This window comes from Saccharopolyspora erythraea NRRL 2338 (assembly GCF_000062885.1).
GTDB lineage: Bacteria > Actinomycetota > Actinomycetes > Mycobacteriales > Pseudonocardiaceae > Saccharopolyspora_D > Saccharopolyspora_D erythraea.
The window spans coordinates 3,248,891-3,273,605 of sequence record NC_009142.1 but is presented as its reverse complement, the minus strand read 5'-3'; the positions used below and the strand labels follow the sequence as shown (position 1 = coordinate 3,273,605).

General features: G+C 71.7%; 20 protein-coding genes and 1 pseudogene. 7 read left to right on the top strand and 14 right to left on the bottom strand.

What is annotated here, in order from left to right; genetic code table 11:
• Positions 1-40 precede the first annotated feature (40 nt).
• The 7 genes from SACE_RS14490 to SACE_RS14460 all read right to left on the bottom strand — a co-directional run bounded on the left by SACE_RS14490 (position 41) and on the right by SACE_RS14460 (position 7,875).
• On the bottom strand, positions 41-1,045 hold the full coding sequence (locus tag SACE_RS14490) for a sugar phosphate isomerase/epimerase family protein (RefSeq protein WP_009951120.1): 1,005 nt from the start codon (positions 1,043-1,045) through the stop codon (positions 41-43).
• Positions 1,045-2,196: a Gfo/Idh/MocA family protein gene (locus tag SACE_RS14485; RefSeq protein ID WP_009951121.1), complete on the bottom strand. Its 1,152-nt coding sequence runs from the start codon at positions 2,194-2,196 to the stop codon at positions 1,045-1,047. The genes SACE_RS14490 and SACE_RS14485 overlap by 1 nt, the downstream gene beginning before the upstream one ends.
• Positions 2,197-2,226: 30 nt before the next feature.
• A complete protein-coding gene (locus SACE_RS14480) occupies positions 2,227-3,408 on the bottom strand; it encodes an ROK family transcriptional regulator (protein ID WP_009951122.1) in 1,182 nt (393 codons plus the stop codon).
• Between the two features lie 1,089 nt (positions 3,409-4,497).
• Positions 4,498-5,682: an IS30 family transposase gene (locus SACE_RS14475; RefSeq protein WP_143538283.1), complete on the bottom strand. Its 1,185-nt coding sequence runs from the start codon at positions 5,680-5,682 to the stop codon at positions 4,498-4,500.
• Positions 5,683-6,051: 369 nt separating this feature from the next.
• Positions 6,052-6,255, bottom strand: coding sequence for a hypothetical protein (locus tag SACE_RS14470; protein ID WP_009949621.1), 204 nt, complete (start codon positions 6,253-6,255; stop codon positions 6,052-6,054).
• Between the two features lie 118 nt (positions 6,256-6,373).
• Positions 6,374-6,724 (bottom strand): hypothetical protein, encoded by a 351-nt coding sequence (locus SACE_RS14465; protein WP_009949622.1) that lies wholly within the window; start codon positions 6,722-6,724, stop codon positions 6,374-6,376.
• A gap of 137 nt (positions 6,725-6,861) precedes the next feature.
• Positions 6,862-7,875, bottom strand: a complete 1,014-nt coding sequence (locus tag SACE_RS14460; RefSeq protein ID WP_029621968.1) for a Gfo/Idh/MocA family protein — start codon at positions 7,873-7,875, stop codon at positions 6,862-6,864.
• 228 nt (positions 7,876-8,103) lie between these two features.
• Between SACE_RS14460 and SACE_RS14455 the strand changes: the two genes are divergently transcribed.
• Positions 8,104-8,325 carry a hypothetical protein gene (locus SACE_RS14455; protein WP_009949626.1) on the top strand — a complete coding sequence of 74 codons (222 nt, stop codon included), beginning with the start codon at positions 8,104-8,106 and terminating at the stop codon, positions 8,323-8,325.
• A 1-nt stretch (position 8,326) separates the two neighbouring features.
• Here SACE_RS14455 and SACE_RS14450 read toward each other — a convergent pair whose 3' ends face one another.
• The 3 genes from SACE_RS14450 to SACE_RS14440 form a co-directional block, all read right to left on the bottom strand.
• Complete coding sequence (locus SACE_RS14450) at positions 8,327-9,553, bottom strand: NAD(P)/FAD-dependent oxidoreductase (RefSeq protein WP_081468381.1); 1,227 nt, start codon at positions 9,551-9,553, stop codon at positions 8,327-8,329.
• A 50-nt stretch (positions 9,554-9,603) separates the two neighbouring features.
• The gene (locus SACE_RS14445) at positions 9,604-10,086 is read right to left on the bottom strand and encodes an RrF2 family transcriptional regulator (RefSeq protein WP_009949628.1); all 483 of its coding nucleotides are present in this window, start codon (positions 10,084-10,086) and stop codon (positions 9,604-9,606) included.
• A 92-nt stretch (positions 10,087-10,178) separates the two neighbouring features.
• Positions 10,179-10,889: an SdrD B-like domain-containing protein gene (locus tag SACE_RS14440; RefSeq protein WP_009949629.1), complete on the bottom strand. Its 711-nt coding sequence runs from the start codon at positions 10,887-10,889 to the stop codon at positions 10,179-10,181.
• Positions 10,890-11,331: 442 nt separating this feature from the next.
• Here SACE_RS14440 and SACE_RS14435 point away from each other — a divergent pair, with 442 nt between their 5' ends.
• Complete coding sequence (locus SACE_RS14435; protein ID WP_009949630.1) at positions 11,332-13,659, top strand: molybdopterin cofactor-binding domain-containing protein; 2,328 nt, start codon at positions 11,332-11,334, stop codon at positions 13,657-13,659.
• Between the two features lie 69 nt (positions 13,660-13,728).
• A complete protein-coding gene (locus SACE_RS14430; protein ID WP_009949632.1) occupies positions 13,729-14,205 on the top strand; it encodes a (2Fe-2S)-binding protein in 477 nt (158 codons plus the stop codon).
• A gap of 157 nt (positions 14,206-14,362) precedes the next feature.
• Here the strand turns inward: SACE_RS14430 and SACE_RS14425 are convergent, their stop codons facing one another.
• Positions 14,363-14,953 (bottom strand): TetR/AcrR family transcriptional regulator, encoded by a 591-nt coding sequence (locus tag SACE_RS14425; protein ID WP_009949633.1) that lies wholly within the window; start codon positions 14,951-14,953, stop codon positions 14,363-14,365.
• 81 nt (positions 14,954-15,034) lie between these two features.
• On the opposite strand from SACE_RS14425, the gene SACE_RS14420 reads away from it, so the two are divergent.
• Entirely contained in the window at positions 15,035-15,937 is a 903-nt protein-coding gene (locus SACE_RS14420; RefSeq protein WP_009949635.1) for an oxidoreductase, read from the top strand.
• Between the two features lie 45 nt (positions 15,938-15,982).
• Here the strand turns inward: SACE_RS14420 and SACE_RS14415 are convergent.
• Positions 15,983-16,443 (bottom strand): annotated as a pseudogene (locus SACE_RS14415) (DinB family protein).
• Between the two features lie 206 nt (positions 16,444-16,649).
• Between SACE_RS14415 and SACE_RS14410 the strand changes: the two are divergent.
• Positions 16,650-17,222 carry a hypothetical protein gene (locus SACE_RS14410; protein ID WP_231850006.1) on the top strand — a complete coding sequence of 191 codons (573 nt, stop codon included), beginning with the start codon at positions 16,650-16,652 and terminating at the stop codon, positions 17,220-17,222.
• Positions 17,223-17,238: 16 nt separating this feature from the next.
• On the opposite strand, the gene SACE_RS14405 is transcribed toward SACE_RS14410, so the two are convergent.
• Positions 17,239-19,983 carry a sensor domain-containing protein gene (locus SACE_RS14405; protein ID WP_011873899.1) on the bottom strand — a complete coding sequence of 915 codons (2,745 nt, stop codon included), beginning with the start codon at positions 19,981-19,983 and terminating at the stop codon, positions 17,239-17,241.
• A 451-nt stretch (positions 19,984-20,434) separates the two neighbouring features.
• Here SACE_RS14405 and SACE_RS14400 point away from each other — a divergent pair, with 451 nt between their 5' ends.
• Positions 20,435-21,592 carry a beta-ketoacyl synthase N-terminal-like domain-containing protein gene (locus SACE_RS14400; protein ID WP_009949640.1) on the top strand — a complete coding sequence of 386 codons (1,158 nt, stop codon included), beginning with the start codon at positions 20,435-20,437 and terminating at the stop codon, positions 21,590-21,592.
• 206 nt (positions 21,593-21,798) lie between these two features.
• The gene (locus SACE_RS14395) at positions 21,799-23,070 is read left to right on the top strand and encodes a hypothetical protein (RefSeq protein ID WP_009949641.1); all 1,272 of its coding nucleotides are present in this window, start codon (positions 21,799-21,801) and stop codon (positions 23,068-23,070) included.
• Between the two features lie 49 nt (positions 23,071-23,119).
• Here the strand turns inward: SACE_RS14395 and SACE_RS14390 are convergent, their stop codons facing one another.
• Positions 23,120-24,442: an MFS transporter gene (locus SACE_RS14390; protein WP_011873898.1), complete on the bottom strand. Its 1,323-nt coding sequence runs from the start codon at positions 24,440-24,442 to the stop codon at positions 23,120-23,122.
• Positions 24,443-24,715: the final 273 nt, after the last annotated feature.

Below are 24,715 nucleotides of genomic sequence, written 5' to 3'. Positions count from 1 at the left end.
TCACAGCGGCACCTCCCTCGGGTCCGGCGTGGCGGGCGGGTCAGCCGTCGCCGAACGCGGCGTCGAAAGCGGCGGCGGGCGGTTCGATGGCGACCAGTTCGCGGACCCGCGCCAGCGCGTCCGGCGCGCCCAGCAGCCGGTCCATCCCGGCGTCCTCCCACTCCACCGAGATCGGCCCGGTGTAGCCGATGGAGTTGAGCACCCGGACGCAGGACTCGAAGTCGATGTCGCCGTGGCCGACCGAGACGAAGTCCCAACCGCGGCGCGGATCCGCCCACGGCAGGTGGGACCCGAGCCGCCCGTTGCGGCCGTCGAGGCGCAGCTTGGCGTCCTTGAAGTCGACGTGGTAGATGCGGTCGGCGAAGTCGCGCACGAAGCCGACGGGATCGAGGTCCTGCCACACGAAGTGGCTCGGGTCGAAGTTGATCCCGAACGCGGGCCGGTCGTCCACCGCGGCCATCGCCCGCCGCGTCGTCCAGTAGTCGTAGGCGATCTCGCTCGGGTGCACCTCGAGGGCGAAGCGGACCCCGCACTCGTCGAAGACGTCGAGGATCGGGTTCCACCGCTCGGCGAACTCGGCGAAACCGCGTTCGACGGTCTCGGCGGGAACCGGCGGGAACATCGCCACCGCGTACCAGATCGGCGACCCGGTGAATCCGACCACTGTGGACACCCCGAGCTCGGCCGCGACGCGCGCGGTGTCCTTGAGCTCCTCGGCCGCGCGCTGCCGCACGCCCTCGGCCTCGCCGTCACCCCACACCCGGCCGGGCAGGATCGCGCGGTGGCGTTCGTCGATGGGGTGGTCGCAGACGGCCTGCCCGGTCAGGTGGTTGGAGATGGCGTGCAGCTGCAGACCGTGGTCGTCGAGCACCTTGCGTCGCTGCGCGAGGTAGTCGGAGTCCTCGCGCGCCCTGGCGATGTCCAGGTGCCGGGCCGCGCACGCGACCTCCAGGCCGTCGTAGCCCCAGTCCGCGGCCAGCCGGCACACCTCCTCGAACGGCAGGTCTGCCCACTGCCCGGTGAAAAGCGTGACCGGACGTGCCATCAGCTCTCTCCTCCCTCGACTGCGGTCCAGCGGCTCTCCCGCGCGGCGCTGCGCTGCACGGCGTCGAGCACCCGCTGCACGCGCAGCCCGTCGGAGAAGCCCGGCCGCGGCGGCGAACCGGACGCGACCGCGACCACGAAGTCCCTGATCTCGTGGGTGAAGGTGTGGTCGTAGCCGAGCACGTGACCCGGCGGGTACCACGCCTGCAGGTACGGGTGCCCCGGCTCGGTGGCCAGCACGCGGCGGAAACCGGAGCTTTCGGCGGTGTCGGTGCCGTCGTGGAACTGCAGCTCGTTCATCGACTCGAAGTCGAACGCGATGCTGCCCTCGCTCCCGTTGACCTCGATGCGCAGACCGTTCTTGCGTCCCGCGGCGTAGCGGGTCGCCTCGAACGTCGCGACCGCACCGCCTGCGAAGCGGGCGGTGAACAGCGTCGCGTCGTCGACCGTGACCGCGCCGGTGCTCCGCGGCTCGGACTCCAGCGGGCGTTGCGGGACGAAGGTCTCCAGCACCGCCGAGACACCGGTGATCTCGTCGTCGAGCAGGAATTGCGTCAGGTCGACCAGGTGCGCGCCCAGGTCGCCCAGCGCGCCCGAACCGGCGCGTTCGGCCTGCAGCCGCCAGGTCAGCGGCGCCTCCGGGTCCACCAGCCAGTCCTGCAGGTACGCCGCGCGCACGTGCCGGACGCGGCCCAGCCTGCCGCGCTCGATGAGCTCCCGCGCCAGCGCCAGGGCGGGCACCCTCCGGTAGTTGAACGCCACCATCGAGCCGATGCCCGCGGCCGCCGCGCGCTCGGCCTCGGCCGCCATCGCGGCCGCCTCGGCGACCGAGTTGGCCAGCGGCTTCTCGCACAGCACGTGCTTTCCCGCCTTCAGCGCGGCGATCGCGATCTCGGAGTGGCTGTCACCCGGTGTGCAGATGTCGACCACGTGCACGTCGTCGCGCCGCAGCACCGACTTCCAGTCCGCGCTCGACTCGCGCCAGCCCAGCCGCGCGGCGGCGGCTTCGGCGGCGTCCTCCCGGCGGCCGCAGAGCACCGCCATGTCCGGCGCCACCGGCAGGTCGAAGACGTGCCCCACCGTCCGCCAGGCGTGCGAGTGCACCGCACCCATGAACGCGTGGCCGACGAGGGCCACACCGAGCTTTTCCATGTCGGTCCTCTTGTTCCCCAGGTGTGGATGTCAGGTCTGGTCGACGCCGAGCGCGTGGTCGCCGGCCAGCGCCGCCGCGCCGACGACCCCGGCGTTCTCGCCGAGCTCGGAGAGCACGACCGGCAGGTTGCTGGTGGCCAGCGGCGTCGAGCGCCGGTAGAGCTCGCTGCGGACCTCGGCGAGCAGCGTGTGCCCCAGGCCGGTCGCCACCCCGCCGCCGACGACGATCATGGCGGGGTTGAAGAAGTTGACCAGTCCCGCCAGCACCCGTCCCAGCCGCCTGCCGCCGTCGCGGACCAGGCCGAGCGCGTGCGGATCGCCCTGCCGCATCGCGGTTCCCACGTCGGCGGCGGTCAGCGGACCGTCGGCGAGCATGGACTCCAGGACGCCCGACTCGCCGCCGCGGGCGAGCGCGTTGACGTCCCGGGAGAGCGCGGCACCGCTGAACCACGCCTCGAGGCAGCCGGTTCGCCCGCAGCTGCACACCGGTCCGCCGTCGTTGACGGCGATGTGGCCGATGTCGCCCGCGCTGCCGTTGCTGCCCCGCAGCACGCGGTGACCGGTGATGATCCCGCAGCCGATCCCGGTGCCGATCTTGACGAACAGGAAGTCGCCGACCGAGCGGGCCAGCCCGCAGTACATCTCGCCGACGGCCATCAGGTTGACGTCGTTGTCGACCAGCACCGGGCAGTCGAGCTGCTTCAGGAAGAACTCGCGGACCGGGTAGCGGTCCCATCCCGGCATGATCGGCGGTGAGACGGTGTAGCCGTCGCGGAAGCTCACCGGTCCCGGCACACCCACCCCGACGCCGTCGATGCGGGGCAGGTGGCCCTCGGCGCGGAGCTTGCCGATCAGCTCGACGGCCCGCCGCAGCACCACGTCCGGGCCGGACCGGATGTCGATGTCCTCCGCCACGTGCGCGACGAGGTCGAGCCGTCCGTTGGTGACCCCGACGTCCAGCGACGTCGCGCCGATGTCCACGCCGACGAACCGCAGGTCGCCGGAGAGCTGCACGAGCCCCGAGCGGCGCCCGCCCCGGGACTCGGCCTTGCCGGCCCGCTCGACGAATCCGAGGTCCTCGAGCCGCTGGAGCTCCTGCCCGATCTTCGACCGGGACAGGCCCACCTGCGCGGCCATCTCTGCGGCCGACTGCGGGCCGTGCAGGCGCAGGGACGCCAGGAGTTTTGCCTGATGCGGGTTCTCCGGTTGCAACGCGAACCTCACTTCTTGCACTCCGAGTAAGAAGTTGTTCACAAAGTAGAAGCAATCTTGTTTCCGGAGTCAATAAGGAGGCAGCCAATTCGCCCAGACGTCGGCAGGCGGCGAGTCGGCCCATGTGGTCTTGACCTTGGCGAGCATTGGTCCGTAGCTGGCCCCAAGGAGCTTCGAGCAACCCCGCGCCGCACCGACCAGTTCAGCCCCGCGTTCGGGCATCCCACGAAGTCACGCGGCGACGGAGTCGATCAGTCATGCCGAGGCGCCACAGGCCCACTTCCGCGCCCCGAGCCGGAGAAGCCGCCTCCCTCGTGCCGCGGCCGCCGCGGTCAGACGTGCGCCCTGCTCGCCCGCCGGCCGCGCGTGCGCAGGCGCCTGCGTCGCAAGGTCGACCCCACGACCCCGCTCGGATCGTCCCCGATGGGCGGCCTGGCGGATCGGCGACTGGTCTTCAGCAACGAGTTTGACGACACCACAGTGGACAGTTCGAAGTGGACCATTCGGAACCAGCGCCGCGGCACGCATTCCGGGATCGACTGGTGGTACAAGCCGCAGAACGTGCGCACCGACGGAAGAGGAGCACTGGCCATCGACCTCGGCAGGCTCGGCCCCGGCCAGTACAGCGGAGGGCGCGTCGACAGCCAGGGCAAGAGCGGCTACACCCGTGGCAGCATCGAGTTCCGCGTGCACGTGCCGCCCACCGAGGGCCACCTGGCGACGGTGACGTTGCATTACGACGGGTACGGCGAGCACCACCAGTCGTCCTCGGAAACCGTGCGGGCGCCGGGACCGCACGGCACGTGGTACCACACCTTCGGGCTGGAACGGAGCGAGTCGTCGCTGAGGTTCCGCTACGACGGTCAGGTGGTCGGCGAGGTGACGGACCCGAAGCTGATCAGCCGTGTCGCGGAGTCCCGGTCACTCGCACGAGTTCCTCGAGTTCGCCGACGGCGACTCACGAACGCGCCGCTGGACCACACCTCGACCATGTACGTCGACTACGTGCGGGTGTGGCAGGGGCTGACCGGACGGCCGAGGGCCCCACGTCCGGTGGGCGGATTCAAGGGGTCGTCGCAACACAGATGGTCAACTGGCTTCGGTCAGGAGCATAGCGAGGCGCTCGGCTGGGGAGTCCCAGCCGAGCGTTTTGCGTGGTCGCCCGTTGAGCTGTTGGGCGACGTGCTCGAGGTCCTCGGGTCCGTAAGTGCCGAGGTCGGTGCCCTTGGGGAAGTACTGGCGCAGCAGTCCGTTGGTGTTTTCGTTGCTGCCGCGCTGCCAGGGACTGGCCGGGTCGCAGAAGTAGACCGGCATGTCGGTGGCCATGGTGAACTGCTTGTGGCGGGCCATCTCGGCTCCCTGGTCCCAGGTCAGCGAGCCACGAAGGTGAGTCGGCAGCGTTGTGATAGTCGCTACGAGACCGTCCCGGACCGCTTCAGCGTCATGCCCGTTCGGCAGGTGGACCAGCATGGTGTACCGCGTGGTGCGTTCCACCAGAGTGCCGATCGCGGACTGGCTGCCAGCGCCAATGATCAAGTCTCCCTCCCAGTGGCCGGGCACGGCCCGGTCCTCGACCTCGGCAGGGCGGTCGCTGATCATCACCATCGGGTCGATGAACCGCGCGGTGCGCTGGTTCGGGTTGCGGCGTGGCTTGCGGCGGGTCCGGCCGGTGCGGATCGCGGCCTGTACTTCGCGTTTGAGACCACCGCGGGCCTGGAAGTACAGCGCCTGGTAGATCGTCTCCACGCTCACTCGCATCCTCTGGTCGCCGGGATGCTCCTTGCCTAGAGCGTGGCAGATCTGCTCCGGTGACCAGCGCTTGCGCAGCCCGTCAACCACGAACTGGCGCAACGGTCCCTGCGCGATCAGCTTGCGTTGCTTCGGGCGCGGTCGACGAGCGGCCGCCGCTCGGTGAGCCGCATACGGCCGGTAGGCGCCGTGGGCGGAGTTCGCGCGGATCTCCCGCAAGATCGTGCTGGCCGACCGCCCCAATGCCTTCCCGATCGCCCGCAGTGAGTGGCCCTCGGCCCGCAGGTCCCGGATCCGCTCCCGCTCCACCAAGGTCAGCAGCCGGGGATGCAACTGCTTGTCCAGTGCGGACAGCTTGGGCGCCACGGAGTTCACGTCGACGATCGTGCTGGTGCCCGCCGCGTAGTCGACACGAACCCCGTTCGGGTAGGTCCGGGCGTTCCGGCTCTTGCGGACCCCGTAGTCCCAGTCCTTCGCCGTGCGCTCGTTGATGCCCACCCGCTCGGCCGCCCGACGTCGGGCCACACCCTCGGAACGCAACCGCTCGTACTCCTCGCGCCGTGGGTGTCGACGCGACGCCCGAATCGACCGCCGCCCAGCCTGCCGGGCCCAACCAAAGGCCGTGTTCCGGTTCAGGCCCAGCTCACGGGCCGCCACAGTGACGCTCCCAACCGCATCAAGCCGGTCCAGGAAGCGTTGCTTCAGCTCGGCACTGTCACCCTCACATGCCACGGTCCTCGCAACTCCCACAGGTCGCAGGTGTTGCGAGGACCGCTAGAACCCCCGGTGCGGACGTGGGGCCCTCCTGACGGCCCGCTGGTTGCCGCCGGCACGCGGGTGGGCGCCGAACCCCGCGTCAGGAGTCCGCCGGCGGCCCGGCGGGCGGGGCTCGCCTCAGCGCCCCGGCGTCAGCGCGCGGCGGGTGCGGCGATCGAACAGCGGGCGCGCGGACCCGGACCACGACTGCCGGAAGCCGTACCTGCGGCTCCGGGAGAACCACGTGCGGTGGCCCCACTTCGTGCTCCAGGACAGGCCGCGGCGGGACAGGTGAACCCGCATCGGACCGACCCGGATGGTCTTGCGGAACTTGGAACCCATCGTTGCTCCCTGCCTTTCGGTCGCTCCTACTGGTGACGTACCCACCGCGCGCCGGGATTAATCATGGAGCTGACCGGTTTCGACCACGGGCCGGAGATCGGCCCGCGACCTGCGACGATCATGACTCCGACTGCGACTCCGCACCGCCGCCGAAGGCCTTGCGCGCCTCCTGCCACGCACCGTGCGCGCGGCGCTGCGCGTCGGCGACCGCGTCCGCCTGCACGTCAGGCTGGTCGGCCAGGACGTTGGCCACCCCGGTGAGCGCCTCGGCACCCCGGGTGCCCGCGTTGAAGAACGCGGTGACCAGCTCCGCGGGCATCCTCGTGGTCCCCGGGCCCTGGTCCTCGGCGGCCTGCTGCTGCACCTCGGCGGCGGTCTCCCAGGCCGAGCTCAGCTGCGCGAAGGCATCCAGCAGGTTGCGCCACACCGTGATCTGCTCGGTGTTCGGCTCGGGTGTCACATCGCTCATGGCGGTCCTTCCTCAGCGCAGCTGATCGGTTGGCTCTGTCAGAGCTAGCAGATACCCCGCCGCGCCCCGCCCCGAAACGCCGCGAGGCGGCCGACCGGATCCGGTGGCAGACGGCACGGACGCACCTCGCGAGTCGGCTACGTCCCGTACAGCGCCGGCTTGTCCGCCAGCTCCACCTCGACCGGCGTTCCGTCCTCCTGCGCGCGCAGGCACGCCTCGGCCACCGCGGTCGCGGCGTAGCCGTCCCAGGCGCTGGGCCCGCACGCCTCGCCGCGCGCCGCGGCGTCGACCCACGCCTGCAGTTGCAGGCGGTACGCCTCGGCGAACCGCGTCCGGAAGTCGGCGTGCACCGCGACGCCCTCGGCACCGCCCGCGCGCACCACGGTGGTCGAAGGCAGCGCCAGCGAGACCGTGCCCAGTTCCCCGACCAGCTCGCACCGCACGTCGTAGCCGTACTGGGCGTTGACGAAGACCTCGACGTCGACGGTCACCCCGGCGGCGGTCTCCAGCACCAGCAGCCGCGGGTCGGCCAACCGCGCCGCCGCACGGCTGGACGAGCGCGTGCGGTGCACGGTGACGCGCACGATCTCCGAGGACAGCAACCAGCGCACCACGTCGAACTCGTGCACGGCCGCACTGGTGAACGGCATCTCCGGGGTGAAGAAGTGCAGTGCCCGCGCGTTGCGGTGCACGCAGTGCACCAGCACCGGATCGCCGATGCTGCCGGCGTCCAAGGCCCGTTTCATGTCCACATAGGAGGGATCGAAGCGGCGCATGTACCCGGCCTGCACCAGCCGCCGCCCCTTGGCCACCTCGTGCGCGACGATGCGCAGGCAGTCCGCGGCCGTGGCCGCCAGCGGTTTCTCGCACAGCACCGGTTTCCCGGCCTCCACGCACGCCGTGGCCAGCGCCTCGTGGGTGTGATCCGGGGACGCGACGACAACCGCGTCCACACCCGCATCGCCGATCAGGTCCACGGGATCGGCGTGGAAGACCACCTCGTCGCCCGCCTCGGCGGCGACCGCGCGTCCCCGGCCCTGGTCGGCATCGGAAACCGCGACCACCCGCGCACCGGCGACGCCACCGGTCAGCGTCCGCACGTGGTCGGCACCCATCACGCCCGTCCCGACCACACCCACCCGCACAGTCATCGGCACACCAGCTCCCCTCGGAATCGATCTACCGACATACCAGCAGCACGGGCGCACCGGCGTCCAGAAATGCGGACGTTCGGGTGAACGGCGAGCGAGAGCGAGAACCCGTTGCCCGCCGCGCCGTTCCTGCCACGCTGCTCCTCCGGAGAGGGAGGCTGGGCGGGAAACAGCATCGAGAACCGGCTCAACCCCGACGGTGGAGGAGGCGGCGGACCGTCCGGCGGCATGCAGGTCGACACCGACGCCTTGCGGCGATGTGCGCAGGCCGCCGGAGACCTCAAGCGGCGGCCGGCGCGGGACGGTGCGACGGTCAACGGCCCCACCGACGACGCCGTGGCCCCCGCCTGTGACGTCTTCTCCGACGACTACTCCGCCCGCGTCCCCGACTGGCTGTACCAGGTCGTCGACGAGGCCGACCGGGCGTTCGTCGCCGCCACCCGCGGGTGACTCAGCCGCCGGCGACCGGTTGCCGGGTCGAGACGCGGAAGTCGGCGCGGCGCAGGAGTTCTTCGGCGTCGTCGGCCGGCGGGTGGATCCACACCTCGTTGACCGTCCGCTTGCGCTGCTTGGCGGCATGGTGCGCCGAGGTGACGGTGCGCCGCCACCCCGTGGTGAAGACCGCTCCCGCCGAGCCCAGGTCGAGGCAGGTGACGTAGGGATCGGGCGCGAACGGCTCCTGCGGCAGGCCGAGGAGGTCGGCGGCCACGTTGTGCCCGGCGAAGCGGCCGAGCGGACCGGCGTGCTGGCAGCTCTGCATCACCTGGTGGCCGTCTTCGGCCTGCGCGGCGGCGGTGTCGCCCGCCGCGTACACCTCGGGAACCCCGGCGACCCGGAGGTACGGGTCGACTTCCAGCCTGCCGAGCCCGTCGCGAGGCGCGGGGACGTCGGCGGTCAGCGGGCTGGCCCGCACCCCGGCCGTCCACACCACCGTGCGAGCATCGAGCACGCTGCCGTCCGACAGCCGTACCCGGTCGCGTTCCACGCCGCGGACCGTCGCGCCGAGCCGCTGCTCGACGCCGAGCGCGGACAGCGCGTCGAGCACCACCGGCCGCGGGCCCGGGCCGAGGTCGGGGCCGACCACGTCCGCGCGTTCTACCAGCACGACGCGGACCTCGCCGGCCGCGCCGTGCGGCTCGGCGACGGCGCGCAGCCGATCGACCAGCTCGGTGGCGATCTCCAGGCCGGTGAACCCGGCACCGACCACCACCGCCGTGAACCTGCCGGGACCGTCCGGAAGGTCCGGCAGCCGGTGCAGGTGCGCGTCGAGCGCCGCGGCAGCGGGCAGCGTGTCGACGTCGTGCAGGTGCTCGGCGCCTGGCAGGTCCGGGCGGACGAGATGGCTGCCGGTGGCGAGCACCAGCCGGTCGTAGGCCAGCTCGGTGGACCGCCCGTCGCGCCGGACGGCGGTGACGCGGCGACGGCCGGTGTCGATGCCGGTCGCGGTCGCGGCCACCCGGTCCACCCCGACCGGACCGAGCACCCGGTCCAGGGAGACGCGCATCCGCTCCGGTTCGGCCTGGTACAGCCTGGGCCGGATCACCAGGTCGTCCCCGGCGCTCACCAGCGTCACGGAGAGCTCGGACTCGCCCGCGCCCACGACGCGCCGGAGCCGGACCGCCGCCGCCGCGCTCCACACACCGGCGAAACCTCCACCAACAACCAGGATATTTGACATCCAGATTCTCCTCGGTCGTCACCCCGCGGCCGGTTCCACGGGGTGTCGGGTCAGTCGCGGCCGTGCCAGCGGCGCAGCCGCTCGGCCGCCGTCGGGGCGTGCTCCTCGGCGGCAGCCCGCACGTCGGCCAGGGTCTGGGCGGCCAGTTCGCGGCGCCACGCCAGCTCGGCGCGGCGCATGGCCGTCGCGATCGCGCACGGCGACTCGAACTCGCGCCGCGGCGCGTTGGCGCCCGCCCCACGGCGCCGGATCTCGGTGCACCGGAAGGCCTCCTCCGGCCCCTCGATCGCCGCGACGACGTCCATCAGCGTGATCTTCTCCGGTGGCCGGGCCAGGCTGAAGCCGCCCCTGGCCCCCGGTGTCGAGACGAGCAGCCCGGCCCTGACCAGCGCCTGGAGCTGCTTGTTCAGGTACGCGGGCGGCAGGTCGTTGCCCGCGGCGAGCCGCGAGGTCGGCACCGGCCGACCGTCGTCGAGCCAGGCCAGCGCGAGCAGGCTGTGCAGCGCCCACTCGACGCCCTCGCTCATCCGCATGAACCTGGACATTAGATAACCAGGTTCGCTCGCGCAAGCGCGCCGGGCGCTCGTCCAGGCGGTTCTCCGCAGCGTCCGCGCGCCCGGCGGACCTACTCGGCGACCAGACCGATGTCGAGGTTGGGCACCTGGTTGATCCGCCCGTCGGTCAACGCCACGACCGCCGTCGCGATGCCGGTCGACGGGTCGGCGTCGGAATCGGTGGCGGGAGCACCGGCGTTCTTCGGGGAGAACCGAATGCCCTCCGGCGCGACGAAGCGCAACGGGTAGGTCCCGGTGCCCTGGTTCGCCAGCGCGTAGTGGCCGGTGGCGTCGGTGCCGCCGCCCCAGCGCCCGATCCAGAACCGGATGTCGCCGAGCAGCGGCTCGTCGGCCTGGCGTTGGCCGTCGGCGTTGCGGTCGTGCCAGGTCACTCCGGTGATGTCGGCGCCGAGCTTGCCGAAGTCCGCGCGGCTGGTCGCGCCGGCGACAACGTCCACGACCACCTCGGACGCAGTGGTGAGCTGGTAGCCGACAGGGTTGATGCCGACCCGGTACCGTCCGGGCGCCACGTCCTCGATCAGGTACTCGCCGCCGGGTTCGGTGCCGACGGTGGCGACCCGACCGCCGTCCATCCGGTAGAGCCCGACCGCGCTGCCACCTCCGGGCTCCACCGGCTGCCACGCGCCGTCGGCGTTGCGGTCGAAGTAGTGCAAGCCCGCGACCGCCCCGGTTCCCGCCGACGAGGGCGCCTGCGCCGGGAACACCGCTACCGAACACGCCAGCACTCCCGCCAGGAGCAACACACCGTTCCTGCCCACCATCACACAGCCTCCTGCGGCGACGAAATCAGCTTTCCGGCATCAGAACGCGGTTGCGGAGACCGCGGTTGCCAAGCCCGGCTTCAGACCACTGTGGACAAGACCGCCAGAGCCGCGGCGAGCCGGTCACCGAACGTTGCCGCACCCGCTCACTCACCCGGCCGTTGACCTCGGCGTTGATCGTAATTACAGTCCCCGAATCACCCAGCGAGAACCGCCGTCCAGCGCCGCGCGGCGAGATCCGCCGACCCCCGCGGCGGGAGCCCGCCGGATGCGCCGCACCGGCCGCGACACCCGTCGCACCGCCGCCTTGCACAGGCCGCCCGCGGCACACCACTGACCGTTCACCCGAAACCGACCGCACCACGCCGGATCCGCCCCCACCACGCACCAGCGCCGACGCCGTCGCACCGCCGCTTGCGCCCGAGCCAGAGAGGGTCAGTCAATGACGACGCACGCCCCTTCGCCCCTGCCCGCAGAGTCCGGTGAACCGGCACTGGTCGGGCGGCGCCGTTTCCTCGGCTACGTGCTGGCGGCGCCCACCCTCGTGGCGGCGGCGGAGCTGGGCCCGGGCTCCGGCACGGCCGGCGCCGCTGTCCCGTCCGCACCGTCGCCCGCCGAGATCTACGACCTCAACGACATGCTCACCGAGGCGGCACTGCCCACCGCGAACCTCATCACCGTCGAGGTGCACGAGGACGGCACGGTCTCGTTCGCGCTGCCGCGCGCCGAGGTCGGGCAGGGCATCACGACCTCCACCGCGATGCTGATCGCCGAGGAACTGGACGTGCCGCTGGAGCGAGTGCGCGTCACCCTCGCCGACGCGCGGCCGGAGCTGCTGTTCAACCAGCTCACCGGCGGCTCGAACACCACCTTCGCCACCTACACCCCGATCCGCGTCGCCGCGGCGATCGCCAAGGGCAGGTTGCTGCGGGCCGCCGCCATCGAGCTGGACGCGGCGGTCACCAGCCTCACCACGCGCGCGGGGATGATCACCTCCGCCGCCGGGCTGAGCACCACCTACGGCGCGCTGGCGCGCAAGGCCGCGAGCCTGCGCACCGAGGAGGTCGCCGTCGAGCTCAAACCCCGCTCCGAGTTCACCGTCATCGGCACCCCGCGCAACCGGGTCGACGCGCTCGCGGCGGTGACCGGGCGCAAGAAGTTCACCATGGACCTCGACGTCCCGGACGCGCTGCCGACGATGGTGTGCCGCCCACCGACGATCAACGGCACCGTGGAGTCGGTGGTCAACGCCGCGGAAGTCCGCACCATGCCCGGCATCACCGACGTGGTGGCCGTGTCCACTGGAGTCGCGGTGCGCGGCAGGACCTTCGGCCAGTGCATCGACGCGGTCCGCGCCCTGCGCGTCAAATGGGGGCCGGGCAGCGCCGAGGGCAAGTCCGACGAGTCGGTGCTCGAAGAGCTGCGCGCGGCCGAACTCCCCATGGCCGTACCAAAAACCGGTCCGCTCACCAGGACGATCGAGGAAGAGTTCACCTTCCACTTCCGCGGGAACAGCGCCCTGGAGCCCAACTGCGCCATCGCCGACGTGCGCGCCGACCGCGCAGAGGTCTGGGCAGCGCTGAAATCTCCCGTCGTGGCGCAGGAAACCATCGCCGCCAGGCTCGGGCTGCCACCGGGGGCGGTGGCGGTGCACGTGGTCGAGGGCGGCGGTTCGTTCGGCCGCAAGCTGTTCGGCGACGCCGCACTGGAGGCCGCCGAGATCTCCCAGCGGATGGGCAAGCCGGTCAGGCTGATGTGGCACCGCGCCGACGACTGCCGGCAGGGCCGCACGCACCCGATGGCGACCTCGCGGGTCCGGGTCAGCCTCACGCCCGACGCCGTGCTCGGCTACGAGCAGCGGCACACCAGCGTGTTCACCGACTTCGGCCACGGCCTCGGCGAGGTCGTCACGGCCATGGCGGCGAAGCTGCCGGTGGCCGACCTCGGCTTCAGCGAGACCATCTTCGCGCTGTCGCAGACCATGCCCTACGAGTTCGGCACCACGACGCAGCTGCTGAACGAGACCGACAAGGGCTTCAACACCGGCAGCATGCGCAACATCTACTCCCCGGACGTCACCTGCGCCCGCGAGCTGATCGTCGACCGGCTCGCCGCCGAGATGGCCTCGGACCCGTACCGGTTCCGCCGCGACTTCCTGCAGGACGACCGCTCGCGGGCGGTGCTCGACGAGGTCGCGCGGGCCGGCGGCTGGGGCAGGCCGATGCCCGCGGGCACGGCGCAGGGCATCGCCTTCCACGCCGAGTACCACGGGGTGACCGCCGCGCTCGTCGAGATCGACTGCCGCCCGGAGACCGTGAACCGCCCGATCCGCGACGGCGTCACCGGTCCGCGGGTGACCAAGGCCGTCTTCGCCGTCGACGTCGGGCTCGCGGTCAACCCGCGCGGCCTGCAGGCTCAGATGATGGGCGGGATCTCCGACGGCATCGCCCAGGTGCTGACCTCCAGCCTCCACCTGCGCGACGGGCACTTCCTGGAGGCCAGCTGGGACAACTACTTCTACACCAGGCAGTGGAACACGCCGTTCGAGCTGGAGATCATCGTCATGCCGCCGACCACGGGCGAACCCGGCGGCGCGGGCGAACTCGGCGTGGCCGCGTCGATGGCGGCGGTCGCGTGCGCCTACGGCCGCGCGACGGGCACCACGCCGACCAGCTTCCCGGTCAACCACGGCACCCTCTCCTTCGAGCCGAAGCCGGCCGTCCCGCCGATCCCTCAGTCCCCTGTGGACGGTCTGCGCCACACCTACTAGCCCGCGGCGGACCGCCGCACCGCCCCGGGTCCGTTCCAGGACTTCCCGCGCTGAACCGAGGAGCTTTCCGTGCCCGAATACACCTTCATCCTCAACGGCAGGCAGGTCACCGCCGACGTGCCGGAGGACGTGCGGCTGCTGTGGGTGCTGCGCGACGTCCTCGGCGTCACCGGGCCGAAGTACGGCTGCGGCATCAACGTGTGCAAGGCGTGCACCAGCCACCACAACGGCAAGGCGTTCAACCCCTGCTCGGTGCCGGTCAAGGACATCGCCCCCACCGACGAGATCACCACCATCGAGGGCCTGCCCGCCACCGTCGGCGAGGACCTGCACCCGATGCAGGAGGCCTGGCTGGAGCACGACGTGGCCCAGTGCGGCTACTGCCAGCCGGGCCAGATCATGGCGGCGGTGGCCAAGGTCCGGCAGGCGCGGGCCGAAGGACGGGAGATCGGCGACGCCGACCTGGACGAGATCCGCAACATCTGCCGCTGCGGCACCTACTTCCGCATCCGCGAGGCGATCAGGGCAGGCGCGGAGAAGATGTGACGGCGCCCCGCGCGGGTGCCGGCGTGCGTCAGCGGGAGTTGTCCTCCGGCGCGGGCCTGGTCGGCGGAAGCCACGCGTCTCGGCGGCCTCCCGTCAGCGCGGCCTCTCGTAGGAGTGTCCTCCCGTCAGCGCGAACTCGCGTCAACACACCCTCGCCTCAGCGCGGGGTCGCGCCGTGCAGCAGCTCGTCGAGGATGCGCTCCAGCGCCTCGCCGGTGTCCAGCCCCGGCAGCATGCCGCTGGTCGCCAGACCGGCGAAGCCGTGCAGCGCGGCGAACACCGCGAGCCCGATCCCTTCGGCGTCGCCGCCGTGCACGTCGCCGCTGCGCTGTCCGTCCACGATCACCGCGAGCATCTGCTCGCCCAAGCGGCGCCCGGCGGCGACCAGCTCCTCCGAGGCGTCCGGGGCGTGCTTGCGCACGAACATCAGCTCCAGCAGCTCCGGGTCCCGCACCGCGAAGTCGACGTAGGCGCGGGCCATCACGGTCAGCCGGGCGCGGAACCGGCCGCCGGTGCCCGCCGCGGCGTCGAGCTCGGCGGAGAGGCGCTGGAAACCGCGCAGGGCCAGCGCGTTCAGCAGCGCCTGCCGGTCGCGGAAGTGCCGGCGCGGCGCGGCGTGGCTGACCCCGACGTCCCGCGCCAGCTCCCGCAGCGACAGGGCGTCGACCCCCCGCACGCGCAGCGCCGCGGACGCGGCGTCCAGCAACGCGGCGCGCAGGTCCCCGTGGTGATAACGCTCTCCGGCCATGACCGGGAGCTTACCGGGAATGTTGACACCGGAATCATTGTTGCCGTTGCCAACTTTGTTGTCGATGACTACATTGGGTCCATGACAACCACGCGCAAGCACCACCAGCTCCCCGACCTGCCCGATCTCACCGGCCGCACGGCGGTCGTCACCGGGGCGAACAGCGGACTCGGCGTCCACACCGCCCGCGCACTCGCCGGAGCGGGCGCGCACGTCGTGCTCGCCGTGCGCGACGTCGCCAAGGGTGAGGACGCCGCCGCCACGGTGCCCGGCAGCCGCGAAGTGCGCAGGCTCGACCTGGCCGACCTGGCGTCGGTTCGCGAGTTCGTCGAGGCCTGGCACGGCGATCTGGACCTGCTGGTCAACAACGCGGGCGTGATGATCCCGCCCGAGGGGCGCACCGAGGACGGCTTCGAGACGCAGTTCGGCACCAACCACCTGGGCCACTTCGCGCTCACGAACCTGCTGCTGCCGCACGTGACCGACCGCGTGGTGACCGTCGCCTCCGGCGCGCACCGCTTCGTGCGCGGGATCGACTTCGACAACCCCAACTCCACCGGCGACTACAACGCCCAGCGCGCCTACGGGCAGTCGAAGCTGGCGAACCTGCTGTTCACGCTGGAGCTCCAGCGGCGGCTCGGCGAGCTCGGGTCGCCGGTGCGGGCGCTGGCCGCGCACCCCGGCTGGTCCGCCACCGGCCTGCAGGGCCACACCCCGAGCCGTGTGCTGCGCGCCGTTCTCGCCGTCGGAAACCGGATCTTCGCCCAGGACGCCCAGGCCGGCGCGCTGCCCACCGTCTACGCCGCCACTCAGGATCTGCCCGGTGCCAGCTACGTCGGCCCGGATGGGATGTTCGAGTTGCGCGGCAGGCCGACGTTGGTCGGCCGGACGGCGGCCGCCAGCGACCCGGTTGCGGCGAAACGGCTCTGGAGCCTGTCCGAGGAGCTCACCGGTGTCTCCTTCCCGCTCGCCAGGACGTCGTGACGCCGACCCCGCTGCCGTGGGTGCGACCCCGTCGCGGGGTCGCCTTCACAGTCCGATGGCACCGTCGATGCGTTCGCGCAGGAGGTCGGCGTGGCCGTTGTGCCGCGCGTACTCCTCGACCATGTGGATCAGCACCCAGCGCAGCGACACCGAACCGCGCCACGGGTCCCGCCCGCGACGTCGAGATCCGGGGCCTCGGCGACGAAGCGCTCCGCGAACGACACCTCCGCGCGCCAGGCGGCCCACACCTCGGCGATGACGGCGGGATCGGCCGCCGCTCCGTCGAAGTCGCCGTCGGCGCGGGTGTCCGACGAGAAGCGCGGCGGTGCGTCCTGCCCGGCGAGCACCCGCCGGAACCACCGCCGCTCCACGTCGGCCAGGTGGCGTACCAGTCCGAGCAGTGACAACGTCGAGGGCTCCACCGCCCGGCGGGCCGGCTCCCCGTCCAGGCCCGCGCACTTCAGCTCCAGGGTCGCGCGCTGCGCCGCCAGGAATCCGACGAGCACGGGACGCTCGTCACCGGTCGCCGACCCTTGGAAGCGTTGCTCGCCGCCGCCGGCGAAGATCTCGGCTCTCCTGCGTGAAGTGGTCACACGAGCATGGTCCAAGGAAACACCGACATCCAGGCGGTCAACGGCGCGATACGGCAACGGTTTGCCCGGACATCGCCGGATTCCGCCCGAAGCGGCGGCGCGGCTCGTACTGTGCGACCGTGACCTCGCCACCGCAGCAACCAGATCCCCTGGCGGCTCCGCCCGTTCCGACCGGCGAATCCGAGGCGGCCCCACCGCGACCGGTCGTGCTGGCGTTCTGGATCGCGATGGTCCTGCCGCTGCTCGTCGGCGTGCTGGACACCGCGTTCGCCTACCTCACCAACGATGCGACGACGGCGAGCGTCAACGCCGTGCTGGAGCGCTACGGCGTGCCGCCGACACCGCCGAACCCGTCGGACTGGCTGCTCCCGGCGTTGGTGTCGGCGGTGCTGGTGGCGCTGTGGATCGCGTTCGCCTTCCCGCTGCGGGCCGGTCGGCAGTGGGCGCGCGTGACGCTCGCCGTGTTCGCCGCGCTGTGGCTGTGCTCGGAACTCATGGGCAACATCCTCGCGCCGATCGTCGTCGTGGTGCTCGGGGTCGAGTGGGACCTGGGCCTGTCCACCGGGATGCTCGTCGTCCTCGTGCTCGTGCGGCTGTTGGCCACCACGGGCAGCGTCGTGTTCCTCGCCCTGGTCTTCAGCCGTCGGTCCAACGAGTTCTTCCGGGCGCCGCGGGCGCCGCACCCGGGATGAGGCAACGCCACCGCGGTCACCAGTGGTCGCGGAGGCGTTCGATCGGTCCGGGGCGCCCCAGGTAGAAGCCCTGCGCCTGGTCGCAGCCGACCTCGCCCAGCAAGTCCAGCTGCCGCGCGGTCTCCACGCCCTCGGCCACGACGTCGAGCCCGACGGCGTGCGCCATCGCCACGATGCTGTTGATCATGACCCGGAGCTCCTCCGACGAGTCCAGGTCGGTGACGAACGACCGGTCGATCTTGAGGGTGTCCAGCGGCAGCCTGCGCAGCTGCGCCAGCGACGAGTAGCCGGTGCCGAAGTCGTCGATCGCCAGCCGCACGCCCAGCTCGCGCAGCGAGCTGAGCACCCGCGCCGACGCCGCCGGATCGTGCATGATCGCGTTCTCGGTGACCTCCAGGCACAGCGCGTGCGCGGGCAGCCCGGCGTCGGTGAGCGCCTGCTTCACCAGCACCTGCAGGTAGGGGTCGTCGAGCTGGCGCGGTGAGAGGTTGGCGTTGAGCCGCAGGCCCTCGCCGCCGCGCTCGCGCTCGGCCGCGACCTGGCGGGTCGCCATGCGCAGCATGTGGGCGCCGATGGAGTTGATCAGGTCGCTCTGCTCGGCCAGCGGGATGAACTCGCCCGGCGAGACCGTCCCGTGCACCGGGTGCGTCCACCTCAGCAGTCCCTCCACGCCCACCGTGCGCTCGTCGCGCAGGTCGACGACCCGCTGGTAGGCGACCCAGAGCTGGTCCTGCTGCACCGCGTGGCGCAGGTCCTGCTCCAGCACCATGCTGCGCTGCATGCTCTCGCGGAGCTCGACGTCGAAGAACTCGTAGCGCCCGCCGCCGCGGGTCTTGGCCTGGTACATGGCGACGTCGGCGTCGCGCAGCAGCTCCGGCCCGGCCCGGGTGTCGCCCGGCCGGGAGAGCACGATGCCGATGCTGCCGTTGACGTGCAGCTGCCTGCCCTGCACGTGGATCGGCTCGGTCAGGGCTGCCAGCAGCCCGGTCGCCAGCTCGCGCAGCACGTCGTCGTCGCTCTCGTCGTGGACCAGGACCACGAACTCGTCCCCGCCGAGCCTGCCGACCAGGTCCTCCTCCCGCGAGGTGCGGAACAGCCGCTCGCCCACGATCCGCAGCACGTCGTCGCCGACGCCGTGGCCCAGCGAGTCGTTGATCAGCTTGAAGTTGTCCAGGTCGATGAACAGCACCGCGATCGCGCGGGTGCGGTCACGCGAGACCGCCAGGTGCCGCAGCGCGAGCGTACGGTTGGCCAGCCCGGTCAGCGGGTCGTGGGTGGCCTCGTACTCCAGGCGCTCCCGGGCGGCCCGGCTGTCGGTGATGTCGGTGAACGAGGTGACGACCATGTGCGGCGGCCGGTCCTGCGGGGTCAGCGAGCGGGAGGTCAGCGACAGCCACACGCTGCGCCCGTCCGGCCGCACCAGGCGGACCACCCTGGAGTTCTCCGGTTCGCCGGTCCACTGGGCCAGGCTGGAGGGTTGCTCCTCCGGTCGCATGGCGGCGCCGCTCTCGTCGAACGTGGGCCACGACGTGGGCCGGGTGCCGATGATCTGCGATGCCGGGGCGCCCAGGATGCGTTGCGACGCCGGGTTCGCCGACTCGATGACACCGGACCGGCCCACCACGACCACGCCCTCGTCGAGGGCCGCGACGACGGTGGCGAAGTCCTGCTCGGCCCGCCGCCGCGCGGTCTCGTCGGCGCACACCAGCACGAAGCCGCTGTCCATCTCCGCCGCCGAGATCCGGATGACCAGCGCGGCGCCGTCGCTGCGCCGGTGCAGGGCCTCGGTGACCCCGCCGCTGGAGACCAGCTCCTCGGGTTGCAGCGGCGCCCCGACCAGGTCGGCGACGTGGCGCGCCAGCGCCTCCTCCTCGGCTATCCCGTAGACCGCCTCGGCGGCCGGGTTCCAGCTGGTGACGATGCCGCTGCGGTCGGTGGCGATGATCGCGTTGCTGACGTGCTGGACCAGGGCCGCCTGGAAGCGCAGCGTCTCCTCCGCCGTCTTCTGGGCGCTGACGTCGCGCCCGACGACCTGCACCGCCGAGCTGCCCTCCCAGGTGGTGTGCACCGCGACCAGCTCGACCGGCACCGTGGTGCCGTCGATGCGCCGCAGCTCGGCCTCGGCCCGCGGCGTCGTGGCGCCCGGGGCCTCCAGCGACCTGATCCGCTTGCGCATCTGCGGGATGGAGTCGGGGGCCACGAAGTCGGTGACCGGGCGGCCGAGCAGCTGCGCGGGCGACTGGGCGCCCAGGATGGTGCCCATCGCCGGGTTGACGTAGCGGATGATGTTGTCCTGGTGCACGCAGATCGCGTCCGGGCTGAGCTCGGCCAGCAGCCGGTACCGGTCGGCCAGGTCGCTCAGCGCCTGCCGGTCCCGGTGGGCGCCGGTCACGTTGCGCACGAGACCGATGAGTCCGCTGGTGCGCGTGCCCTCGCCGTGCGCGCGGGCGTGGAAGTGCAGCAGCCGCTGGCCGTCCTCGGCGGTGTCCACGGGCTGCTCGAGGTCGAAGTCCTCCCACAGCGGCGTCGTCCGCGCCGACACGACCAGGGGTTCGACGAGCCCGCGCAGCCGGCGGCTCAGCTCGGCGTGCCCGGCGCGCGGCACGCCGAGCAGGGAGTCCATCCCCTCGGCCCAGGTGACCTCATCGCTGGCGAAGTCGTAGGTCCACCGGACGGCGCCGTGCATGGACAACGCGAGGTCCAAGAACTCGCGTTCCAGACCGGAACCGCTCCGGATCTCGCCGCCTGGATCAACTTCCATGATCCGTCCAATGCAGATACCCGCACCCGATCGCCGAACGGGTGCGTCGATCGCAGCGCACCTCGCCGATTCGGGTTCCCGCACCTGACCTGCCACGGGTTCCCACCGGCAACGGTAGCCAACCGTTCGGGCCGCGGCCCCGAGCCCTGAGTCCCGCGCCTCCGTGCCCTTGCGCGCACGATCCAAAAGAAAAAACACTGAATGTAGTCGCGGCCAGGCGAATTTCAGAACTGAAATACACTCGTTCGTGTTATAAAGGGAGAGCGCATTCACAACGGGTAGCTAAAAGCCCGCGGCTGTCTTCACTCTGACGAGCAAGCAGGGCCCCGTCCGCGATACGCAGCGCAGGCCCGGCGACGCAGGTCAGCGAGGCCGCCACGGCCCTCGGCCCAGGCCCAGGCGCGCCGGGCGGGACGCGGCCTCCGCCAAGCTCCCCCGGAGGAAGACGATCGTGCAGCATTGCGGAATCGGTGGCATCGGCGCGGTGACCGGCTACGGCTGGGGCCGCGAGTCCTTCTGGAACGGCCTGGTCTCGGGTGAGGTCGCCGCCTCCCCGGTCGAGAGGCACGGCCCCGGCCGGGACCGGACGGCCTGGGTCGCCAAGGTCCCGGAGGGCGGCGAGGAGGCCGACGGGCCGAGCCGCTTCGCCAAAGCCATGCGGGCCGCCGCGCGGGAGGCGATAGTCGACGCCGAGGAGCGCGGGTGGCGGCCCGGGCGCCGGGTCGGACTGCTCCACGCGGCCGTGCTCGGCGACCTGCCCTCCTGGAACGACTTCTACGGCAGGCGGGGCGGGGACGTGCCGGTGCGCGACTACCTCGCGCTCATGCCCTCCACCCCGGTGTCGATGCTGATGCAGGAGTTCGGGTTCCACGGGCCTGCGATGAACGTCTCGGCGACGTGCGCGTCCGGCAACGCGGGCCTGCTCACCGCGAAGGCGTGGCTCGACGCCGGCGTGGTCGACGACGTGGTTTTCGTGGCCACCGACGTCTCCTCCACCCCCGAGACCGTGCTGCACTTCGAACGGCTCGGGGTCGCGGTCACCGACACCGAGCCGCGCCAGGCGTGCCGGCCCTTCCAGGAAGGCAGTCGCGGCTTCGTGATGGGCGAGGCGTCGGTGGGGATGGTGCTCTCCAGCGGCGGGACCGGCCACTACGCCCGCGTCCTCGGCGGTGCGATGTCGCACGACGCGCACCACGTCACCTCGGTCGACCCCGACGCGGCCGAGCTGCGCCGGTGCTTCACCGAGGCGCTGGCCGACGCGGGCGCGGACCCCTCGCGGGTGCGCTACCTCAACGCCCACGGGCCCGGCACCCGGCAGTGCGACCGCGCCGAGAGCGGTGTCTTCGACGAGCTGTTCCCGGCCGAGGCCCGGCTGTACTCGGTCAAGCCGCTGGTCGGCCACTGCATGGGCGCGGCGTCGGCGGTGGAGGTCGCCGCGGCCGCGCTCGGCTACGACCGCGGGATCATCCCTGCCCCGCAGCCGGTTGCGGAGGGGCACCCGCGGCTGCTCGACGGGCCGACCCCCCAGGCCGACGGGCTCACCCTGAAGTCGTCGCTCGGCCTGGGCGGGCACAACTCCGCGGTCGTGCTCGCACCCGCCGATCGCTGAGCGCCCGGGCGGACCCCGCGCGGCCGCTGTGCACCTCGGCCGCGAGCCAGCCGGGTCGATCCGCGACGTGCGTCCTGAAAAGATCCGCCGGCGGCGGGCAACCTTTCTGCCGGAAGCGGCGATCCCTTGGTGACGAACCGAAAGGGGTCGCAGTGAAAGTCAGGGAACTTCTGGGGTGCGTCGCCGCCACGGCGACGGTTGTCTGCTTGACCACGGCCGTTCCGGCCGCGGCCGGAATTGGGGCGACGGCCGCGACGCCGAGCGCCACCGAACCGGCCGCTCCAGCGGAGCAGCCGACCGGCTCCGCGCCGGACACGTCGGTACCGGAGTCACCGGATTCCACGACGTCACCGGATGCGCAGACCTCGTCCCCCGCCGAATCACCGGGTGATGCCGCGGTTGTTCCCGCCGATCCCGCGGGCGAGGTCGCCGACCCGGGCGACGGTGAGATCCAGAAGCGCTACGAGTCGATGTCCGAACAGCAACGGCAGGCTGTCGGAGAACCCGCCGGTGCCGAGGTCGTCGAGGACGAGGGCCTGCGCTGGCAGGACTTCACCCACGGCCGGTTCTACTGGACGCCGGAGACCGGCGTGAAGGTCGTGCACGGCTCGATCTACGGCCGCCTCCTGGAGCTGGGTGGTCACGCCGAGCTCGGGGTCCCGATCACCGACGAGATGACCAGCAGCGGCGGGGGCCGCTACAGCGACTTCCGCACCCGCGACGGCGTGATCCACTCGGCGATCTACTGGTCGACGCGCACCGGCGCGCACCTGGTGCAGGGCCGGATCCTGGAGCACTTCCGCGAGATCGGCGAGGACGCCGGGTTCGGCTACCCCTCCACCGACACCAGGACCACTCCGGACGGATTCGGCGCCTACAACCACTTCCTCACCCCGAGCGGGCAGCGCGAGGACGCGTCGATCTACTGGGCCCAGCCGACCGGGCCCAACGCGGTGATGGGCGCCATCCGGGACAAGTGGGCCGCCACCGGGTGGGAACGCGGACCGCTGAGCTACCCGACGACCGACGAACTGTCCACTTCGGATGGGGTGGGCCGCTACAACGAGTTCAACGGCGACGGGACGTTGCCCGCGGCGATCGTGTGGAGCCCGCAGACGGCGGCGCACTCGGTGCAGGGCGTGATCGCGCAGCGCTATGCCGAGCTCGGCGGGCCCGACGAGTTCCTCGGCTACCCGACGACCGACGAGCTGCCCACACCGGACGGGCGGGGCCGCTTCAACCACTTCACCGGCACCGGCGGCGCGTCGATCTACTGGACGCCCCAGACCGGTGCGCACGCGGTGTACGGCGGCATCCGCGCCCGGTGGTCGCAACTGGGGTGGGAGCGTTCCTACCTCGGCTATCCGGTGGGCGAGGAGCACGACATCCCGCAGGGCAGGGCCGCCGAGTTCGAGGGCGGCTTCATCGAGTGGCACTCCGACCTCGGCCAGGTGATCGACTACCCGAAGCGCCGCTGACGACGAGGCAGGTGCGCACGCCACGCGGTGGGGCGTACGCACCCGCTTCTCAGCTCCCGGCGGCCGCGGCGGCTCCGGCCGGCTCCTCGGTCAGGTCCCGCTTGTAGGTCTCCGACAGCAGGTAGATCGAGACGAACGAGATCAGGCACAGCACCACGACGTAGACCGCGATCGCCATCGAGGACCCGGTCGCTCCATACAGGACGGTGCAGATCATCGGCGCGATGCCACCACCGAGGATCGATGCCAGCTGGTAGCTCAGCGAGGCACCGCTGTAGCGCAGCCTCGTGCTGAACAGCTCCGAGAAGAACGCCGACTGCGGCCCGTACACCGCGGTCCGGCAGGCCTGCACCACCATGCCGCCCAGCAGGAACAGCACGATGGAGCCGCTGTCGACGAGCATGAAGTACGGCACCGCGAACAGCGCCAGCACCGCCATGCCGCCCAGCGACATCATCCGGCGTCCGATGCGGTCGGACAGCAGCCCGAAGGCGATCATCAGCGGGATGTCGACGAAGGCCAGGAACGAGTTGGCGTTGAGCACCCAGGTGCGTTCGTAGTCGAGGTGCTTCGTCGCGTAGGCCACGATCCACGTGCTGCCGACGTAGAAGGTCGCGTTGGTGGCCAGGAACGAACCGGCGGCCAGCAGGATCGTCCGCGGGTGCCTGCGCAGGACTTCGACCACAGGCATCCTCTCGGCCCGGGTCTCCTGCGCCCGTTGCGCGGCCTCCTGGAAGACCGGGCTCTCGGCGATCTTGAGCCGGATGAGGAACCCGACACCGATCAGCAACGCGCTGCACAGGAACGGGATCCGCCAGCCCCAGGCCATGAACTGCTCCTCGGAGACCGTCGAGGAGATCAGCGAGAAGGTCAGGTTGCCCAGCAGCAGACCGGCGGGCACACCGACCTGCGGCCAGCTGCCGTAGAAGCCGCGCCGGCCCTGCGGTGCGTGCTCGACCGCCATCAGCGCCGCACCGCCCCATTCGCCGCCGACTCCGAGGCCCTGCGCGAAGCGCAGCAGCGTGAGCAGCACCGGAGCCCAGACCCCGATGTGGGAGTAGGTCGGCAGCAGGCCCATGAGCAGGGTCGCGAAGCCCATGAGCATCAGCGAGGCGATCAGCATCGGCTTGCGGCCCAGCCGGTCGCCGAAGTGCGCGAACAGCACCCCGCCGATCGGCCGGGCCAGGAACCCGACGGCGAACGTCGCGAACGCGGCGACCGTGCCGACGATCGGGTCGAAGTCGGGGAAGAACAGCTGGTTGAAGACCAGTGCCGCGGCCGTGCCGTAGATGAAGAAGTCGTACCACTCGATGGTCGTGCCGATGAGGCTGGCGAACGCCACGCGGCGGGCGCTCGTGCCTGGAGAAGTCATCTGGGCGCACCTTTCGGCGAGGAGCAGATGCGGAACTTCGTGAATCGGAAACTAACGGCGTAAGGTTTCGAGCACAGTAGCCACCGCGAGGCCGCACGACAAGACCACTCGAACCGAAAAGTCGAAGGCACTACCCCGCGCCCGGCGCCTCGCGCCCGGAGTCTCGCGCCGCAGGCCCGGGCGACGGCGCGGGCGCGGGTGACGCGCGGACGCGGGTGCGTGCGGGCGCGAGGTCACGCGCTGGTGCGGGTGCGGGCGGCGCGCGGGCGGGTG

What these genes read in the sequence shown, in the direction of transcription:
- SACE_RS14450 (WP_081468381.1), bottom strand. Translation starts at nt 9,553, where the DNA reads ATGTCAAATATCCTGGTTGTTGGTGGAGGTTTCGCCGGTGTGTGGAGC.
- SACE_RS14460 (WP_029621968.1), bottom strand. Translation starts at nt 7,875, where the DNA reads ATGACTGTGCGGGTGGGTGTGGTCGGGACGGGCGTGATGGGTGCCGAC.
- SACE_RS14470 (WP_009949621.1), bottom strand. Translation starts at nt 6,255, where the DNA reads ATGGGTTCCAAGTTCCGCAAGACCATCCGGGTCGGTCCGATGCGGGTT.
- SACE_RS14490 (WP_009951120.1), bottom strand. Translation starts at nt 1,045, where the DNA reads ATGGCACGTCCGGTCACGCTTTTCACCGGGCAGTGGGCAGACCTGCCG.
- SACE_RS14465 (WP_009949622.1), bottom strand. Translation starts at nt 6,724, where the DNA reads ATGAGCGATGTGACACCCGAGCCGAACACCGAGCAGATCACGGTGTGG.
- SACE_RS14435 (WP_009949630.1), top strand. Translation starts at nt 11,332, where the DNA reads ATGACGACGCACGCCCCTTCGCCCCTGCCCGCAGAGTCCGGTGAACCG.
- SACE_RS14405 (WP_011873899.1), bottom strand. Translation starts at nt 19,983, where the DNA reads ATGGAAGTTGATCCAGGCGGCGAGATCCGGAGCGGTTCCGGTCTGGAA.
- SACE_RS14440 (WP_009949629.1), bottom strand. Translation starts at nt 10,889, where the DNA reads ATGGTGGGCAGGAACGGTGTGTTGCTCCTGGCGGGAGTGCTGGCGTGT.
- SACE_RS14455 (WP_009949626.1), top strand. Translation starts at nt 8,104, where the DNA reads ATGCAGGTCGACACCGACGCCTTGCGGCGATGTGCGCAGGCCGCCGGA.
- SACE_RS14390 (WP_011873898.1), bottom strand. Translation starts at nt 24,442, where the DNA reads ATGACTTCTCCAGGCACGAGCGCCCGCCGCGTGGCGTTCGCCAGCCTC.
- SACE_RS14425 (WP_009949633.1), bottom strand. Translation starts at nt 14,953, where the DNA reads ATGGCCGGAGAGCGTTATCACCACGGGGACCTGCGCGCCGCGTTGCTG.
- SACE_RS14485 (WP_009951121.1), bottom strand. Translation starts at nt 2,196, where the DNA reads ATGGAAAAGCTCGGTGTGGCCCTCGTCGGCCACGCGTTCATGGGTGCG.
- SACE_RS14445 (WP_009949628.1), bottom strand. Translation starts at nt 10,086, where the DNA reads ATGCGGATGAGCGAGGGCGTCGAGTGGGCGCTGCACAGCCTGCTCGCG.
- SACE_RS14420 (WP_009949635.1), top strand. Translation starts at nt 15,035, where the DNA reads ATGACAACCACGCGCAAGCACCACCAGCTCCCCGACCTGCCCGATCTC.